The 16,197-nt window shown below is 63.3% G+C and carries 13 protein-coding genes; 5 read left to right on the top strand and 8 right to left on the bottom strand.

The genetic code is table 11. The annotated features are described in order from the left end of the window. The 6 genes from KPL81_RS00395 to KPL81_RS00370 all read right to left on the bottom strand — a co-directional run bounded on the left by KPL81_RS00395 (window position 1) and on the right by KPL81_RS00370 (window position 8,919). Entirely contained in the window at window positions 1-1,245 is a 1,245-nt protein-coding gene (locus KPL81_RS00395; protein WP_219790243.1) for an alginate lyase family protein, read from the bottom strand. Between the two features lie 38 nt (window positions 1,246-1,283). After that, window positions 1,284-2,180: a polysaccharide lyase gene (locus KPL81_RS00390; RefSeq protein WP_240548988.1), complete on the bottom strand. Its 897-nt coding sequence runs from the start codon at window positions 2,178-2,180 to the stop codon at window positions 1,284-1,286. Then, window positions 2,158-3,738 (bottom strand): PilZ domain-containing protein, encoded by a 1,581-nt coding sequence (locus tag KPL81_RS00385; protein WP_219790242.1) that lies wholly within the window; start codon window positions 3,736-3,738, stop codon window positions 2,158-2,160. Before KPL81_RS00385 ends, KPL81_RS00390 begins: the two co-directional genes overlap by 23 nt. Window positions 3,739-3,756: 18 nt before the next feature. Further along, entirely contained in the window at window positions 3,757-5,682 is a 1,926-nt protein-coding gene (locus KPL81_RS00380; protein ID WP_219790241.1) for a glycosyltransferase, read from the bottom strand. Window positions 5,683-5,692: 10 nt separating this feature from the next. Further along, on the bottom strand, window positions 5,693-7,039 hold the full coding sequence (locus KPL81_RS00375; RefSeq protein ID WP_209473448.1) for a UDP-glucose dehydrogenase family protein: 1,347 nt from the start codon (window positions 7,037-7,039) through the stop codon (window positions 5,693-5,695). A gap of 374 nt (window positions 7,040-7,413) precedes the next feature. After that, the gene (locus KPL81_RS00370) at window positions 7,414-8,919 is read right to left on the bottom strand and encodes a RimK family protein (protein ID WP_219790240.1); all 1,506 of its coding nucleotides are present in this window, start codon (window positions 8,917-8,919) and stop codon (window positions 7,414-7,416) included. A gap of 183 nt (window positions 8,920-9,102) precedes the next feature. On the opposite strand from KPL81_RS00370, the gene KPL81_RS00365 reads away from it, so the two are divergent. The 5 genes from KPL81_RS00365 to pepN all read left to right on the top strand — a co-directional run bounded on the left by KPL81_RS00365 (window position 9,103) and on the right by pepN (window position 14,137). Continuing rightward, window positions 9,103-9,561 carry a GNAT family N-acetyltransferase gene (locus KPL81_RS00365; RefSeq protein WP_219790239.1) on the top strand — a complete coding sequence of 153 codons (459 nt, stop codon included), beginning with the start codon at window positions 9,103-9,105 and terminating at the stop codon, window positions 9,559-9,561. A 98-nt stretch (window positions 9,562-9,659) separates the two neighbouring features. Next, on the top strand, window positions 9,660-10,145 hold the full coding sequence (locus KPL81_RS00360; protein ID WP_111413798.1) for a YajQ family cyclic di-GMP-binding protein: 486 nt from the start codon (window positions 9,660-9,662) through the stop codon (window positions 10,143-10,145). Between the two features lie 207 nt (window positions 10,146-10,352). Further along, window positions 10,353-10,883, top strand: a complete 531-nt coding sequence (locus KPL81_RS00355; protein ID WP_219790238.1) for an Hsp20/alpha crystallin family protein — start codon at window positions 10,353-10,355, stop codon at window positions 10,881-10,883. A gap of 139 nt (window positions 10,884-11,022) precedes the next feature. Beyond that, window positions 11,023-11,430 carry a YbaN family protein gene (locus KPL81_RS00350; protein ID WP_219790237.1) on the top strand — a complete coding sequence of 136 codons (408 nt, stop codon included), beginning with the start codon at window positions 11,023-11,025 and terminating at the stop codon, window positions 11,428-11,430. Window positions 11,431-11,503: 73 nt separating this feature from the next. Continuing rightward, on the top strand, window positions 11,504-14,137 hold the full coding sequence (pepN, locus tag KPL81_RS00345; RefSeq protein ID WP_219790236.1) for an aminopeptidase N: 2,634 nt from the start codon (window positions 11,504-11,506) through the stop codon (window positions 14,135-14,137). Window positions 14,138-14,218: 81 nt separating this feature from the next. Here the strand turns inward: pepN and KPL81_RS00340 are convergent, their stop codons facing one another. After that, complete coding sequence (locus tag KPL81_RS00340; protein WP_209473442.1) at window positions 14,219-14,506, bottom strand: hypothetical protein; 288 nt, start codon at window positions 14,504-14,506, stop codon at window positions 14,219-14,221. Window positions 14,507-14,538: 32 nt separating this feature from the next. After that, window positions 14,539-16,137: a cation:proton antiporter family protein gene (locus tag KPL81_RS00335; protein ID WP_209473441.1), complete on the bottom strand. Its 1,599-nt coding sequence runs from the start codon at window positions 16,135-16,137 to the stop codon at window positions 14,539-14,541. Between the last annotated feature and the right edge of the window lie 60 nt (window positions 16,138-16,197).

The following is a 16,197-nucleotide window of genomic DNA, read 5'->3' as shown; positions in this document are numbered from 1 at the left end:
TCAGTTGTTCAGGCCGCGGAAGGCTTCGGTGCGACGTCGCTTCTCATTCAGATAAACGTGTTGCTGGGCCTCTGGGTCCATGAAGTAGAGGGTAATGTAGCCGCCGGCACTGCGGTTGTACGTGGGTCGCACCCGGGTGAGGAAACGCTCCATCGGTGGATGGTCGAAGTGAGTGAGGTAGATCTCCATCCAGGTGAAGTACTGCGGGTCGCGCAGGAATCCCGTGTACTGTTCCAGCGGTGCGTAATCCCCCAGCGCCGCAGGGTTGTCCAGAATCTGGAACAGATAGTCGACGGCTTCGTGTATGTCGTTGCCCTCGTACTCCAGGTTGAAGATGTCATAACCCTGACGCTGGATGATCTGCATGTTGGTGATGAGGTAGTTGAGCGCGTAGTTCTGGTAGTGAGTCGCGCGGCGGCCGCGACTCACCTCGAGCGGTAGGGCACCCTCCTCGGTCATGTCGTGCAGGGCCGAATAGACGGCGCTGACGCCGAAGCGAAACAGGTCGTCGTCTTCCACCAGCACGCCGATCATGCTGGCGTAGAGGGCACGCCGGTAGAAATGGTTGTTGCAGCAGCTCTCCTCCGGCTGCCCGGGAAACGCCGAGTGCTGCAGGGCGAGACCGTGGAGCCACTGCTCGACCTCTGCGCGCTCCTCCTGCAGGCCGTCTACGTGGGGGCGCACGATGGAGTAGGCCATGGCAGCGGCAAAGATCATCGACTCCGCCGCGAACCAGGCCTGAGGATCGTTCGGGTCGAAGACGAAGGTGGTCAGTGCCTTGGCCTCGGCCCAGCGGTGCAGGAAGCGCACCAGACAGTCGGCATAAAAGGTATCACCACTGGCAACGAAGCTGCCGGCAAGTACCGACACGCTGTCCTCGAAGGCGAACAGCGGTTCGGTGGCCAGCTCCCATTCCTCTGGGCTGGGATAAAAGCCGGGGATACCGCCGCGCGTGGTGATGGGCTTGAAGTTGAGCATTTGGCGACAGCTGGGTCCCGTCTCGAGCTCATCCTGCAGCTGCAGCAGGATCGAGTTGTCGGTTTCGTCCAGCAGGGCCATGCGCGCTTCGACATCGAAGTAGCCGGCATCCGTATCGGTGACGCGATACTCCGAGAGGTCGAGTTCCATGCGCTCCTCTCGCGAGAGGGTGTCGGCCAGTGCCGCGCTGCCCCCCATCGCCAGCAGGGCGAAGGGAAGCGTGCGCAACAGTCTTGCAGTGAATCCTTTGGCTACGGCAAGGGGCATGATCGGCGTCGCTCCATTGGCGCTCGAACGCGGAAGGGTCAAGGTTGCGGTGTGAAGAAGCGGAAGGCGGCAAAGTCCGCGTACTGATCGCGGGGCGTGCGCCATCCTTCGCCGCTGCCGCCGAAGAAGGTGGAAAACATCAGTCCATCGATGGTGACCGAAGGCGAGGTGCGATAGACGATGTTCTGCTGTTCCAGCACCGGGCGTCCATCGATCCATAGTCTCGCGATGCCGTTCTCCTGCTCGGGGTCGTTCAGCACCACTTCCTGCTCGACGGTAACCCACTGACCGACCGGAAAGTGCCAGAAGCCGCGGCCCACCGATTTACCCTCGAACCCCACCACGTAGGGATAGAGTTCCCCTTGGCCGTCTTCGCGCCACATCAGGCGCATCGAGAAGCCCTCCTTGCCGCTGACGTCCTCACCGCCGGAGGGAGCCTCACCGCCATACAGCCCGGGGAGCTTGCCTCCCTTGACGAAATCGAAGTCGGACGGGAAGCGGACCATGTAGCTCAAGCAGGCGCGTTCGGCTCCCTGCAGCGAAGCGGGAGCGCTGTAGAAGCCGGCCCCCCCGCGGGGATCGTCGCCCGGCGACGAGCTACCGGCGGGATAGTGCACGCGCAGCCCAGGTTCATCGATGCCGGTACGGCCGGTATCCAAGCGCTCCACGTTCTCCTTGGTTCCCCAGTGGCGAGTGGTGTCGAAGCCCTGTCTCACGGCGGCATGGCCGTTCTCGGCTGACGGGGGGCGGGGAGTGTCGGCCAATGCGTAGCGCTGCGAGCAGGGCGTCACCTGGGGAATGCCGACGCGAGCATCCTCGGCCTCGTCAGCGTGACCGGCGGCGAACGGCAGCAGCGTCAGCGCGCCTGCCACCAGACACGCGTGTCGGGTGGCAGGGCGCGATTGGTGGCGTTCAGCCTTCATCGCTTGTGTCATCGGGTTCCTCCGGGTTGGTTCCACTGTCTTCCACGGCCGCACGATAGATCTGATCGCCGAACTGGATGACTGTACGCACCCCCTGCCAGATGCGCTCCGAGGCGGCCCCCAGCAGCGGTGCTTCGGTAAAGCGCACATCCACTGGCTGGCCGACGCTTTCGGCCGGCAGCGGTTCCTCGGGAACCAGCAGCACGCTGGCCACGTTCTGCTGCTGGCGCACCCAGCTAGGAAAGCCGGCGCGTGGCTGGCGCTCGACGTCCAGCGCGACGTTGCGTACCCGCGCTCGGATCGGCTGGTTGGAGTTGGCCAGGGTCACGTACGCCTGCTGGTTGGGCTCGATGCGACTGATGTCGTTCATGTGCACCAGGGCTTCGACCAGCACGTCGTCCTCGTCGGTGCGGATCAGAGTCATGATCCGCTCGCTTTCGTTGATGTAGACCCCGTCGGCGCTGCTCAAGGCCCATGCCACCAGGCAATCGCAGGGGCTGTAGATGTCGTTGCTGGCCATGCGCGCCTCGAGAGCGGCAATCCGAGAACTCTCATAGTCGCGCACGGTCTCGAACTGATCGACGCGGGCCTGGGCGATCTCCGGCGAGACCGATTCGAAGGTCATGGTGTCGCCGCTGGCCGGCTGCGCCGAGTTGGCCAGGCTGACCTCCTGCATGCCGCCCTGGATGTGCTCGCGCAGGTTCTCGATCAGGCGGTTGTTGTAGTCGAGCGCCGCCTCGGCCAGGATCAGGTCCGATTCCAGCTCGCTGTTGATCACCTTGGTCAGCAGCTGGTCTCGTTCGACCTGCTCTCCGGCCGTCAACTCGTGTTCACCGAGAATCCCTGGTCCGGGGGCCCGGATGTCGATGCGCGGCGCGGTGACGGCAGCGAAGCTCGGTTCGATCAGCATGAAGTTGCGATAGGCCGTGGCGGCCCCCACCAGAACCAGCAGGCCGATGGCCGCGAACAACAGAATGTAGCGCCCCATCGGCTTGGGCGGGCGGGATGGTGGGGTAGGGCGGGCCGCCTGGCGTTTGCGCGGGGTCTGCGGGTCCTCGCCGCCGATCAGACCCTCCACGTTGGGGGTACGGCCACTGAGTGCACTGCGAATGATCTGACGCAGTAGCTCGCGGTGCTGCGGCTCGATCTCGGTTATCTCGAAGCTGGTGTCGTAGCCGCTGCCTTGTTCCGCGGGGACCGAGCGCAGGGACTCCGCCTTCAGCGGAACGATCAGTTCGGTCGCGCCAGCCATCATCAGCAGCGAGGCGGAGATGCGGTCGCCTGGCTCGAAGCGGCGCGAGCTGCGGGCGGAAAAACCTCCCAGTGAAACGTCGTTACCGCTCAGCTCCGCGTCGCTGTCGTCGAGGTCGACGCGAAACGGCAGGGTTACGCGAATATAGCCACGCTCGTCGCGGCGTTCGTGCTGCAGCCGGTCGCCCCGGGTCAACCGCTCGCTGCCCTGGTCGGCGTCTTTCGGCTCGCTGCGGGTATCCGGTTGTCCGCTCGGTCGGCTCCCTCCCAGGGTAGGCTCGTGCCGCTTGGAGTCGTCGTTGAAAAAGTTGTCAGCCATCCGTTGGTGCTCCTTGCGTCAGGGCTGGGCCACTGCTACTTCGGGCGGTGCAGTGGGCTCGACCCTGAGTCGTACGTTGACGAGGGTCAGGTCATGTTCGCCAAGGGCCAGTTGGCAGTTCGCATCCACGGTGCACTCGGCAGCCTCTTGGATGGGGGCGCCATCCGGGCCTTGCATCAGTTTCGCCACGGCAGGGGAGACCGCCAGCGTGGTGGCTTCGTGGTTGCCGTGGATCCGCTTGTCGCTCGGCAGCGTGTTCTGTTGAAGGGTCTCGATCAACTCTCCCTCGAGTTGGAAGTAGCCGGGAGGGAGCTGCACCGAGTCGCCTCTCTTGTCGCTCAGGGCCGCGCCGAGCCAGCGGTCGATCCGCTCGGGATCCTGGTGGCCCCAGGTCTCGTTGTGGGCGATGTGCAGCGAGACCCGATCCGGCGGCGCCATGACACCGGTGGCCAGCAGCAGGCCGAACAGCATGACGCCATAGGCGAAGCCGTGCAGCACATGGCCCATGCGGCGCTGCCTTCTGGCTGCGACAGGATCGTCCGGCTCGCCTGCCGAGATGCCCTGCCGCGACCACTTCTGGCGGTTGAAGCGGAAACTGACATAGGTCTTCAGCAGCGCCCCCCACACCTGGTTATAGTAGATCAGCGGGATCCACAAGAGGCTGAAGCGCCCGCGCTGCCAGGCGAGGATCGAGGTGGCGATGCCGCGGGTGAAAAGGATCCACAGCACATAGGCAAAGAAGAACGACGGTCTCACGAACAGCGAGACCAGCGTCACCACCGTGGGCCCGACCAGGGTCGTCCACATCGAGAGGCGCTGGTCCACCAGGCTCCACCAGGTGAACATGCCCATCGGCCGTGGCCCGAGGGCAATCGCGCGATTGCTGGTGCGCAGCATGTTGCCGTACCAGCGGCGCATCAGGTCGGTGGTCGAGGCGAAGAAGCGGCGCCGGTCGGGCAACTCCTCGAATCCGGTGACGAAGACGTCGGGAATATAGAGCATCCGCCAGCCGTTCTTCAGCAGCCAGTACCATGAGGACTTATCGTCGCCTGACAGAAACTTGAAATTGCCGAAGCGCCAGTGCTCGACGTGGTCGCTCTCGATCAGCTCGATGAAGTCCTGCTGAGTCGCGAGATCGGCGCGAAAGACGCTGTAGCGACCGGTCAGCACCAGCAGGCGGCGTGACAGTGACATGGAGCTCATCATCAGATGGCGCTGTGCGTAGCGCAGGTCGTACCACTCTCGGGTAGCATCGTTGCCGGTCACTTCGGCACGGTTGTTGGTGGTCAGGGCGCCCAGATCCTCCTGCGACTGGAAGAAGGAGAGCGAGCGAGACAGCGTGCCCGGTTCGAGCCGGATGTCGCCATCCATCGAAACCAGTAGCGACCCCGGCGCCGGCAGGCGCCGGGAGATCGCGCGCAGCACCTCGGCCATGGCCGAGCGCTTGCCGTCCCCTTTCTGGAACATGTAGCGCACTTCGACGTTCTTCGGCCAGCCATGGTCGTCCATGACGTGGGTGATGACATCCACGTCAGTGCGATCCGAGACGGAGGCGAAGATGGTGGTCGGCACGCCGTAAGCCCGAGCCTCGCGAATCAGGGCGTCGTAGACCTGAAAGTTCACCGTCGGCTCGATCCGGAACGAGGTGCACAGCACGAACAGCTCGGGGGGCTTATCCTCCTCGCCGATCGCGTCCGCCTCGGCCCGCATCCGAGGAAAGACGCGGCGGTTGTACCATACCGAGCGGACCGCCTGGACGGCCCACCAGGAGTAGCGCCACATGGCGATCCAGCCGATGACGAAGATGAAGCTCTCCGACTCTGGAGAGAACACCTCCGACGGCAGCTCGCTGAGGATGACCACCATCAGTGCCAAGCCGAACAGGAAAGTGGTGACCTCCGTGACTCGGCTGGCGGTAGACGGGTCGCGGGGAGTCGCAGACATTGGTCTCTCCTCAGGCCAACACGGGCCGCACGGAATCCCCTCGTCCGATGCCATAGTAGGCGAGTCCGGCAGCCTTCACGGTATCGGGCTGGAACAGGTTGCGGCCGTCGACCAGCACCGGCTCCTCGAGCTTCTCGTAGAGTTCGGAGAAATCGATGGTGCGGAAGGCCTTCCATTCAGTGCAGATGACCAGGGCATGAGCCCCTTCCAGCGTATCGTCACGCTGCTCGCTCAGCGTCAGGTCGTCGCGCTCACCGTAGATGCGACGGCACTCGTCGGCGGCCTCCGGATCGTAAGCCTGAACCCGTGCACCGGCCTCCCACAGCGCTTCCATCAAGGCGCGGCTGGGGGCTTCACGCATGTCATCCGTATTGGGCTTGAAGGCGAGCCCCCAGACGGCGATGGTCTTTCCGGCGAGCTGGCCATCGAAGGCCTGACAGAGCTTCTCGAACAGCTTGTTCTTCTGCCGGCCGTTGACGCGCTCCACGGCCTTGATCATCTCTGCGGGATGGCCGATCTCCTCGGCGGTGTGGGCCAGAGCCTTGACGTCCTTGGGGAAGCAGGAACCGCCGTAGCCGCAGCCGGGGTAAATGAAGCTGTAGCCGATACGCGGATCGGAACCGATGCCGTGGCGGACCTCCTCGACGTCGGCGCCGAGACGCTCGGCGAGGTTGGCGATTTCGTTGATGAAGCTGATCTTGGTCGCCAGCATGGCGTTGGCGGCGTACTTGGTCAGCTCGGCGCTGCGCACGCCCATGAACATGAGCTTGTCGCGTTGACGATTGTAGGGGCCGTAGCATTCCTGCATGGCCTTTTTGACCCGCTCCGAGTCAGTGCCGACTATGATGCGCGAGCCGCGTGAGAAGTCCTCGATAGCAGCGCCTTCCTTGAGGAACTCGGGATTTGAACAAACGTCGAACGCCAGCTCGAGGCCGCGTTTTTCCAGTTCCGCGGCCACGGTGCGCTCCACCTTGCTGGCGGTGCCCACCGGCACGGTCGACTTGTCGACGACGATCTTGTAGTCGTTCATGTGCTGACCGATGGTCTCGGCGACCTTCAGCACGTATTTGAGATCGGCACTGCCATCCTCGTCGGACGGCGTGCCCACGGCAATGAACTGGAGCAGGCCGAACTCCACCGCCTGGGCCGCGTCGGTGGTGAACTCGAGTCGTCCCGCGCTCTTGTTCTTGCGGATCAGCTCCTCCAGGCCGGGCTCGTAGATGGGAACCTCACCCGCGTTCAAGCGAGCCACCTTGTCCTCGTCGATATCCACGCACATGACCCGATGGCCGACATCGGCCAGGCAGGCACCGGTGACCAGTCCTACGTAGCCAGAACCGAAGATTGTAATCCTCATGATCGTCGTCGCTCCTTGCAATGATGCCCTGTCATCCGATCAACGCCATCGCGCCGGTGCCGGAGTGGCCGACGGGCGATGGCGTGCAGGGCCGGGTTCGTGTAATTAGCGTGCCTTGTGCTACGCAACATTCACGCCAACTCGAAAAGTTCTTTTGCTGTCAGTAAGTTGGCGTGATCTAGGAAGAAGTGTCGCGAGCCGGACATCCGAAGAGCGTCGCGGATTCGCGACATATGTGAGCCTAAGCCCCCTGAGCCTTGTAGATCAAGGGCTTGGAATGTCTCTTATTGGCGACAATGGTAGAAGGTAAGGCGGTAACCTTATGAATCGATTTGTTTTATTCGGTAAGAAGGGCGGCCGGCTCCCTCTGCGCCTCATCCATCCGCCGATCTGGCCGAGACGCGCGCTTCCATGCGAGACAGGAAGATGCCCATGATGCGCTCGTAGAGCTGGCGGCCCAGCACGGTGTCCTCGATACCGGCATCGACGTTGGGATTGTCGTTCACCTCGATGACGACCACGCGATCCCCGGCCTGCTTTAGGTCGACGCCGTAGAGTCCATTGCCGATCAGGCGGGTGGCCTTCAGCGCCGCCTTGATCACGGCGGGCGGTACCTCGGCCGGATCGTGGGTGGTGAAGCCGCCGCTTTTGACCCGGGCGCCGGAGTGGTCGTAGATCTGCCAGTGGCCTCGCGCCATGTAGTACCGGCTGGCGAACAGCACCTGGCCATCCAAAACGCCGATGCGCCAGTCGTACTCGGTCGGCAGCCATTCCTGCAGCAATAGCAGGGCGGAATCCTCGAATAGGCGCCGGGTTTCGAGTTCGAGCTGTTCAAGCGAGCCGATCTTGACGATCCCGCGTGAGAAAGCGCCGTCGGGTATCTTCAGCACCATGGGGAAGCTCAGGCCGGCAATTCGCTCCGCCAGCGACCGGCGATCGCGTCGCTTCAGCAGCACGCCTTCCGGTGCCGGCACCCCGCGAGCACGCAATAGCGCATGCAGGTAGACCTTGTTGGTGCAGCGCAGGATGTCACGCGGCGAGTCGATGACGACCAGTCCTTCATGCTCGGCGAGCCGGGCCATGCGATAGGTATGATGGTCCAGCGCCGTGGTCTCGCGGATGAACAGGCCGTCGAACTCCGCTAGTCGCCCGGCATCGCGGCGGGTTATCAGTGAGACGTCGATACCCAGCTTGCGGCCGGCACGGATGAATGCCTTCAGTGCGCTGCGGTTGCTGGGTGGCATGACTTCCTTGGGATCGACCAGGATCGCCAGGTCGAAGCGGTAGCGGCGACGTGCCTTTGGGGTACGCCACACCTTGCGCGAGTGCCGATTGAGGGCGGAGGCGAACAGGTCCTGCTCGTCGGCGCTGAGATCCCGAAGATGGATCGGCTTGAGCCGGGCCAGCCGCCATAGATCGTGGCGCCGTACCAGGCGTGCCTCGAGCAACGGACAGGGCAGGCGCTCGAAAAGCTTGCGGGCGAGCCTTGCCAGTTCGGGCTCACGGCACTCGCCGAACAGAACACGCAGCGTCACACTGTCGCCCGCCAGGCGACCCTGACGTGCCAGCTCACCGAGCAACGGAGCCAGCGTATCCAACTGCAGGTCGACCAGGGCCTTGCGCGACAGCTCATTGAGGGTTTCCACGCTTGGCAGGACGCGCTGACCGCGCGCCTGGGCAAGCAGCGAAACGTAATAGCCGGTGCCTAGATAGTCGAGCTCACTGCACAGATTGATCACATGGGTGCTGCGATCCTGGTCGGGGGCGCTGCGATGGCGCCGGTCCAGGGCCAGGAAATCGTCGGCGCTGATAAGGTCCTCGGAGGGATAGTAGGGCCGCCAGTCTTCCTGTCGATCGACGACGATACGCAAGGGGCACATGGGCAAGATCCGTTTGGTGAGCTAGGCGCGACATTGCGCAGGTTGCGGCCAGCATGCCGCTGCAACTTCCTGTCGACAAGCGCTTCGACAGGTGAAATGATTTCATGATTCCGACGGGGCAATGCTCGTCGGTTCGCCTTTATCGTCAGCATCCGTGCTGCTAGCGTCGGCTCCGGAGAACCCATGACCGCCACTCTGCGCCAGGCCCAGCCGCAGGATCTGGATGCGCTCCACCGCCTTGAGCAGGTAGCCTTCAGCGGTGACCGTTTCAGCCGTCGACAGCTCTGGCACTTGTTGAATCGTGCTCATGCCGAAACCCTCGTTGCCGACGACGGGGAGCGGCTCATGGGTTATGGCACCCTGTTATTCCGGCGCGGCAGCCGTCGTGCCCGGCTCTACTCGTTCTGCGTGCATCCCGATGCCCGCGGCAGCGGGCTGGGGCGTCAGCTGCTCGAGGCGCTGGAGCGGGTCGCTATTCACCACGATGCCGAGGCGCTGGGGCTGGAGGTGCGGGCGGACAATCGCATCGCGCTGGGCCTCTATCGACGCATGGGCTTTCGGCTGGAGCGCTGGCTCGACGACTACTACGAGGATGGCTGTGCCGGCTGGCAGATGAGCAAGCCGCTTGCCGCATCGGCTTGACTTGAGAGGTTGCATACGGGGCAGACGACCGCGGACGCGCAGGGATCGACCCGGGCTGGTAGACTTCCCGGCATGATTGGGCAAACAAGGACATCGCCATGCCTTCCTTCGACATCGTTTCCGAATACGACAAACACGAGGCCAGCAATGCCGTCGACCAGGCGAACCGTGAAATACAGGGTCGCTTCGACTTCAAGGGCGTCAAGGCTAGCTTCGAGCTGAACGGCGACACGGTACTGCTCGAAGCCGAAGTCGACTTCCAGCTCAAGCAGATGCTCGACGTGCTGCGTAATCGCCTTATCGCGCGAGGCATCGATGCCCGCTGCATGGAGGAGCAGGAGCCCGAACTCTCCGGCGTGCGGGCACGTCAGGAGGTCAAGCTCAAGCAGGGGCTCGAGCAGAAGGAGGCCAAGGACATCGTCAAGCGGATCAAGGACAGCAAGCTCAAGGTCCAGGCCCAGATCCAGGGTGAGAAGGTGCGGGTCACCGGCAAGAAGCGCGACGACCTGCAGGAGGTCATCGCCATGTTGCGCGGTGAAGGCGGCCCCGACCTGGCGCTGCAGTTCGATAACTTCCGCGACTGACATGCTGTGCTTGCCATCGGCTCCCCCTCAGTCGATGGCAAATTTGACCCAGCGCAAGAGTCGGTCGAACTCCTCTTGAAAAGTGGCTGGGCGCCACCATCCTTTTTGTGCAAGCGCAGTGCCGCTGTGGCCTGCCCGATGCGTCACGTTGGCTTGTCACGAGATTGGCTTGTCACGAGATTGGCTTGTCACGAAAGGAGGTGGCGTATGAACCTGCAGAAACTTTCTCCGTGGAACTGGTTCAAGAGCGAGCGCGGTGATGCCGAGGCGCCGATACCCGTGGAGCCCCGACAGGGTGAGCTGACGCCGTTTGCCGGCTTGCACCAGGAACTCGATCGCTGGATGAACGACGTCATGCGTCAATTCGGCATGCCCGCCCTGGAGAGTCGCTTCGGCGAGATGCCGAGCTTGCTGAGGCCCCGCCTCGACATTGCCGAGCGCGATGACGAGTATGTAATCAGCGTCGAAGTGCCTGGCGTGGAAGAGAAGGACATCAAGCTCACCTTGGACGACAATCGCCTGATCGTCGAAGGCGAGAAACGGCAGGAGAGCAGCACCCAGGAAGACCGCTACCAGCGCATAGAGCGATCCTACGGCAGTTTCCGCCGGGTGTTGGACCTTCCTGCCGACGCCCAGCGCGAGGAGATCCAGGCGTCCTTCGCCCATGGCATCCTCAAGATCAGGGTGCCGCGCAGCGGCGAAGTGCGATCAAATCGCCGGGAGATCCCCATCCAGTAAGCGTGGTGCACGTCACTCAGCTCGCCTTCGGGCGGGCTTTTTCCTTTTCTAACGATGCCATAGGCATGGTCGATTGGCCTGCCGCGGCGAGATGGGCTTCAATGAACACAGCAGGGAAAGCCTGAATGGGAGTTCTTGAATGCATTCGCTTCGCCGTGCCCTTTACCTTGCCTTGGCCTGGGTCAGTTTCGCGCTCGGCGTGGTGGGCGTTTTCATGCCGTTGATGCCGACGACCTGCTTCATGCTGCTGGCGGTATGGGCGGCATCGCGCGGTTCGCCGCGTTTCGCCCTGTGGATCCGCGAGCATCCCCGCTTTGGTCCGACCGTGCTGGCCTGGGAGGGTGAGCGCGCCATTCCACGCCATGCCAAATGGGTAGCCGGCATCATGCTGTCCCTGTCGATCATGGTACTCCTCGTGACCCTCAGCCTGGTCTGGCTAAAGCTCTTGCTGGTAGCGGGCCTGACGCTGCTGGGGGTGTGGATCGTCACACGACCCGAGCCCGCGGGCGTGGCAGCGGGCTCGATGGCACGTCTGGTTCGGCGTTAGCGACAGCGGCCTTTGAGGTTGGGGAGTCGGCAACCGTACAATGGGCATCGATCATGGACAGGAGTCTCCCCCGATGTCTGAACCCAAGCCGATCCATCGTCACGACTACCGGCCGCCCGCCTACCGTGTGACCGATGTCGAGCTGACCTTCGAACTGGACCCCGCCGCGACCCAGGTCAAGGCGAGCCTGCAGCTGGAGCGCCATCCGCAGAGCGGGGACGATGCGCCGCTGGAACTCGATGGCGAGCAACTGACACTCAAGCACATCGCCATCGATGGACAGTCGCTGGCCAACGACGAATACGCGCTCAGCGACACCGGGCTGACCGTGTACAACCCGCCCCGCCAGTTCCGTCTGGACACGGTGGTGGAAATCGCGCCAAGCGAGAACACGGCGCTGGAAGGGCTCTATCTCTCCAACGGCATGTACTGTACCCAGTGCGAGGCCGAGGGTTTCCGTCGTATTACCTACTACCCGGACCGTCCGGACGTGATGGCGACCTTTGCCACCACGGTAATCGGCGACAGGGCAAGCCTGCCGGTGCTGCTCTCCAACGGCAATCCGCTGGAGCGGGGTGAGCTCCCCGGCGGGCGTCACTTCGTCACCTGGCGCGACCCTTTCCCCAAGCCCAGCTACCTGTTCGCCCTGGTGGCTGGCGACCTGCAGAAGGTCGAGGATCGCTTCGTCACCATGAGCGGGCGCGAGGTCACGCTGCAGCTATGGGTCGAGGAGGAGAACCTAGGCAAGACCGAGCATGCCATGGCCTCGCTCAAGCGCGCCATGCAGTGGGATGAAGAGACCTATGGTCGCGAGTACGACCTCGATCTGTTCATGATCGTGGCGGTCAACGACTTCAACATGGGCGCCATGGAGAACAAGGGGCTCAACATATTCAACTCGGCGGCGGTGCTGACCCACCCGCATACCGCCACGGACGCTGCCTTCCAGCGGGTCGAGGGTATCGTCGCCCATGAATACTTCCACAACTGGTCAGGCAATCGCGTCACCTGCCGCGACTGGTTTCAGCTCTCGCTGAAAGAGGGTTTCACTGTCTTTCGCGACCAGTGCTTCTCCGCCGATGTCAACTCGGCTCCGGTCAAGCGCATCGAGGATGTCGCCTTCTTCCGTACCGCGCAGTTCGCCGAGGATGCCGGTCCCACCGCTCATCCGGTGCGCCCAGATCATTACATCGAGATCGGCAACTTCTATACCCTGACCATCTATGAGAAGGGCGCCGAAGTGGTCCGCATGCTGAGCAATCTGGTGGGCTGGGAGGCCTTCCGCCGTGGCAGCGATCTCTACTTCGAGCGCTTCGACGGCCAGGCGGTGACTATCGAGGACTTCGTCGACTGCATGGCCGAAGCCTCCGGCCAGGACCTGTCGCAGTTCATGCTGTGGTACTCCCAGGCCGGCACGCCGGAGATCGATGCCTACGGCGAATACGACTACGCCAATGCCGAGTATCACCTGACGCTACGCCAGCGCACGCCGGCCACGCCCGGCCAGCCCGAGAAGCAGCCGCTGCACATTCCCGTTCGATTGGGATTGGTGGGCACCAAGACAGGCCGCGACCTTGCCCTGACGCTGGAGGGGGAGTCGCTCGGCAGTGATGGTGTGATCCACCTGCGCGAGGCGGAGCAGACCTTCGTCTTCACCGATGTGCCCGAGGCCCCGGTACCTTCGCTGCTGCGCGGCTTTTCGGCACCGGTTCAGCTGCGCTTCCCCTACGGCCGCGAAGATCTGGCCTTCCTGCTCGCCAATGACTCCGACGGCTTCAATCGCTGGGACGCCGGCCAGCGGCTGGCGATGCTGGCACTGGATGACCTGATTGCCGCCCACCGTAATGGCGTCGAAAAGGTCATGGACACGCGCGTGGTCGAGGCCTTCCGTGCCCTGCTGGAACGCGGCAGCGACGACAAGGCGGTATTGGCCGAGATGCTGACGCTGCCCAGCGAGGCCTACATCGCCGAGCAGCAGCCGCTGGTCGACGTCGAGGCGATCCACGCCGCACGTGATTTCGTCAAGCAGTCGCTGGCCGCGACCCTGCGCGAGGACTTCCTGCGTGTCTACGAGGAGAACGTGAGCGAGGCACCCTATGCCCCCGAGCCCGATCAGATTGCCCGTCGCAGCCTGAAGAACGTGGCGCTCTCCTACCTGATGGCGATCGAGGACGAGCAGGGTATCGATATCGCCCGTCGGCAGTTCGAGGCCGACCACAACATGACCGACGTGCGGCACGCGCTCACGCTGCTGACCCACAGCAGCCGTGACGACCTTGCGGCGCCGGCACTGCGTGCCTTCGGTGAGAAGTGGGCGCACGATACGTTGGTCATGGACCAGTGGTTTGCCATTCAGGTCACCCGGCCTCAGCCGGACGCGCTGGACCGGGTCAAGCATCTAATGGCGCATCCGGCCTTCTCGCTGAAGAACCCCAACAAGGTCCGTGCCCTGATCGGCACCTTCGCCAACCAGAACCGGATCAACTTCCACCGCGCCGATGGCGAAGGCTACCGTCTGCTCGCCGATGTGGTAATCGAGCTCAACCGGCTCAACCCCGAGATCGCCGCACGTTTGGTCACGCCGCTGACCCGCTGGCAGCGCTTCGACGAATCGCGCCAGGAGCTGATGAAGGGCGAGCTCGAACGCATTCGCGCCGAGAAGCTCTCGCCGAATGTATACGAGGTGATCGAAAAGGCCCTTGCCTGAGGAAATGATAATCGGGTATTTCGCCTTTCCTTGTATCAAACGAAATGCCGCCCCAAGGGCGGCATTTCGTTTTGTCTGGGCTTAATAGATCAACCAACTAAGCACCGTCACGCCGAGCACCGCCCAGATCAGCGTGGCGAACAGGCTGCGGCGCAGCAGGGCACGCAGGGCGAGATAGAGCAGCCACAGCCCGAGCAGCAGCACCGCCAGGCTGACCACGGTGGCAGGTATGCCAAGCGAGCTGGCCAGGCCGTCGAAGAAGCCGCGGGCGGAGGCGCCCAGGTTCTGGAAGAAGACGAGCAGCAGGTCGACCACGAAGCGGATGATCTCGCCCAGGGTCTTGCCCAGCCAGGAAAAGAAATCTTGCATGTACAATCTCGCGTCAATGGATGAAGCTCGTTTCAGCCGATCTGCTGCGCCACAGGCGCGACGCCGGCGGTTTCGGCGGCGCTGTCTGCCAGGGCTCGCCCCGCCTCGTCGTAGACATGAAAGACCGCATTTGCCCCCAACTCGCGTATCGGTTCGATCTCCTCGGGATACTCGACGACGGCGGTGATGCGACCTGGAAACTGCCGGTTGCGGAGCTGCTGCAGGGCGAAGAGGTTGCCCGAGTGATGCGGCATGGCCAGGACCACCATCTGCACCTCGCTCGACATCAGCAACTTATCCCAGAATTCTGAATCGACCGCATCCCCTTCGAGCAGGTTGAAGTCGCGCTCGCTCAGCTCAGTGACGGTCTTGGGGTTGCTGTCGATGCCCAGCACCCTGAGGCCATAGTGCTTGCGCAGCCGACGGTAGACGCTGCGGCCGATTCGCCCCATGCCGAGCACCACCGCCTGGGCATCGCCTATCTCTATCGGCCGCTCGCGGGTCGGCAACGCCTCTGCCGGTGCCGTGGGCAAGAGCGCTTCCAGGCGACGGTAGGCGCTTTCGCTGACCGCGTTGAGCACGGCGGAGCAGGCGAAGCTCAGAGCGACCGCCAGTGACAGCACGACCAGCCATTCTGCTGTCAGCCAGCCGGTGGCGACGGCCAGGGCGCCCACGATCAAGCCAAACTCGGAGTAATTGGTGAGCGCCAGCGTGGCCAGCAGCGAAGTGCGGTGACGCATCGGAAAGACCATGAAGACCGCCTGGTAGAGCAGGCTCTTCAACGGCAGGGCAATCACCAGCAGCAGCGCCAGACCGAGCATCTCCCAAGTCGGCGTGCTGGTAAAGCCGATGCTCAGGAAGAAGCCCACCAACAGCAGCTCCTTCAGGTTGAACATCGAGCGTGAGAGGTTGCCGGCGGCAGGGTGTGGCGCCAGCAGCAGGCCGACGATCAGAGCACCAAGGTCGCCCTTGAGCCCCAGCAAGTCGAACAGGCCATAGCCCAGGACCAGCGCCAGGAACATGCCGAACAGCATCTGCATCTCGCCGTGTCCGAAGCGGTCCAGGGTCTGGCGCAGAAGCGGGGCCAGCGGGATGAGCAGGACCAAGCCGAGGGCCCAGGGGCTCGGCAGCTCGCCACTCGAGGCCGAGATGAACACCACGGCGAACACGTCCTGCATGATCAGCACGCCGATGGCCAGGCGGCCATGTGCGGATTGGGTCTCGCTGCGCTTCTCGAGCACCTTGACCACGAACACCGTGCTGGAAAAAGAGAGGGCGAAGCCCAGCATCAGCAGTGTGGCTGCGCTGGTTTTCTCCAGTAGTCCCAGGCCCAGCCACTTGAGCGCGCCGAGGACGAGGACGAAGAGCAGGCTGGAGCCGAGCATGTGTAACGAGGCGCTGCCCCACACCTCACTCTTGAGCAACTGGCGTACGTTGAGCTTCAAGCCAATGCTGAACAGCAGTAGGGTCACGCCGATGTCGGCGATCGTGGTGAGCAGTGGCGTCGACTCGTAGCCCAGCATATTGAGGACGAAACCGGCCGCCAGGAATCCGACGAGCGGCGGCAGGCGCACGAGCATGGCGGCTACGCCACCGAGAAAAGCGGCAATTATGTAGGCGGCGTCGATCATCTAACCCCAATGCTCTGATAATGTGTCCGAGGCTGAGTGTAAAAGTTTGCTGCCCAAATG

The organism is Billgrantia antri (genome assembly GCF_019430905.1).
Taxonomy (GTDB): Bacteria; Pseudomonadota; Gammaproteobacteria; order Pseudomonadales; family Halomonadaceae; genus Halomonas; species Halomonas antri.
Note: the sequence above shows the minus strand (reverse complement) of the source record. Positions and strands in the feature narration are given on the sequence as shown.

Bases quoted from the DNA above. Each gene is read 5' to 3' on its own strand.
- KPL81_RS00335 (WP_209473441.1), bottom strand. From the start codon at position 16,137: ATGATCGACGCCGCCTACATAATTGCCGCTTTTCTCGGTGGCGTAGCC.
- pepN (WP_219790236.1), top strand. From the start codon at position 11,504: ATGTCTGAACCCAAGCCGATCCATCGTCACGACTACCGGCCGCCCGCC.
- KPL81_RS00385 (WP_219790242.1), bottom strand. From the start codon at position 3,738: ATGGCTGACAACTTTTTCAACGACGACTCCAAGCGGCACGAGCCTACC.
- KPL81_RS00375 (WP_209473448.1), bottom strand. From the start codon at position 7,039: ATGAGGATTACAATCTTCGGTTCTGGCTACGTAGGACTGGTCACCGGT.
- KPL81_RS00360 (WP_111413798.1), top strand. From the start codon at position 9,660: ATGCCTTCCTTCGACATCGTTTCCGAATACGACAAACACGAGGCCAGC.
- KPL81_RS00350 (WP_219790237.1), top strand. From the start codon at position 11,023: ATGCATTCGCTTCGCCGTGCCCTTTACCTTGCCTTGGCCTGGGTCAGT.
- KPL81_RS00365 (WP_219790239.1), top strand. From the start codon at position 9,103: ATGACCGCCACTCTGCGCCAGGCCCAGCCGCAGGATCTGGATGCGCTC.
- KPL81_RS00390 (WP_240548988.1), bottom strand. From the start codon at position 2,180: ATGACACAAGCGATGAAGGCTGAACGCCACCAATCGCGCCCTGCCACC.
- KPL81_RS00370 (WP_219790240.1), bottom strand. From the start codon at position 8,919: ATGTGCCCCTTGCGTATCGTCGTCGATCGACAGGAAGACTGGCGGCCC.
- KPL81_RS00380 (WP_219790241.1), bottom strand. From the start codon at position 5,682: ATGTCTGCGACTCCCCGCGACCCGTCTACCGCCAGCCGAGTCACGGAG.
- KPL81_RS00340 (WP_209473442.1), bottom strand. From the start codon at position 14,506: ATGCAAGATTTCTTTTCCTGGCTGGGCAAGACCCTGGGCGAGATCATC.
- KPL81_RS00395 (WP_219790243.1), bottom strand. From the start codon at position 1,245: ATGCCCCTTGCCGTAGCCAAAGGATTCACTGCAAGACTGTTGCGCACG.
- KPL81_RS00355 (WP_219790238.1), top strand. From the start codon at position 10,353: ATGAACCTGCAGAAACTTTCTCCGTGGAACTGGTTCAAGAGCGAGCGC.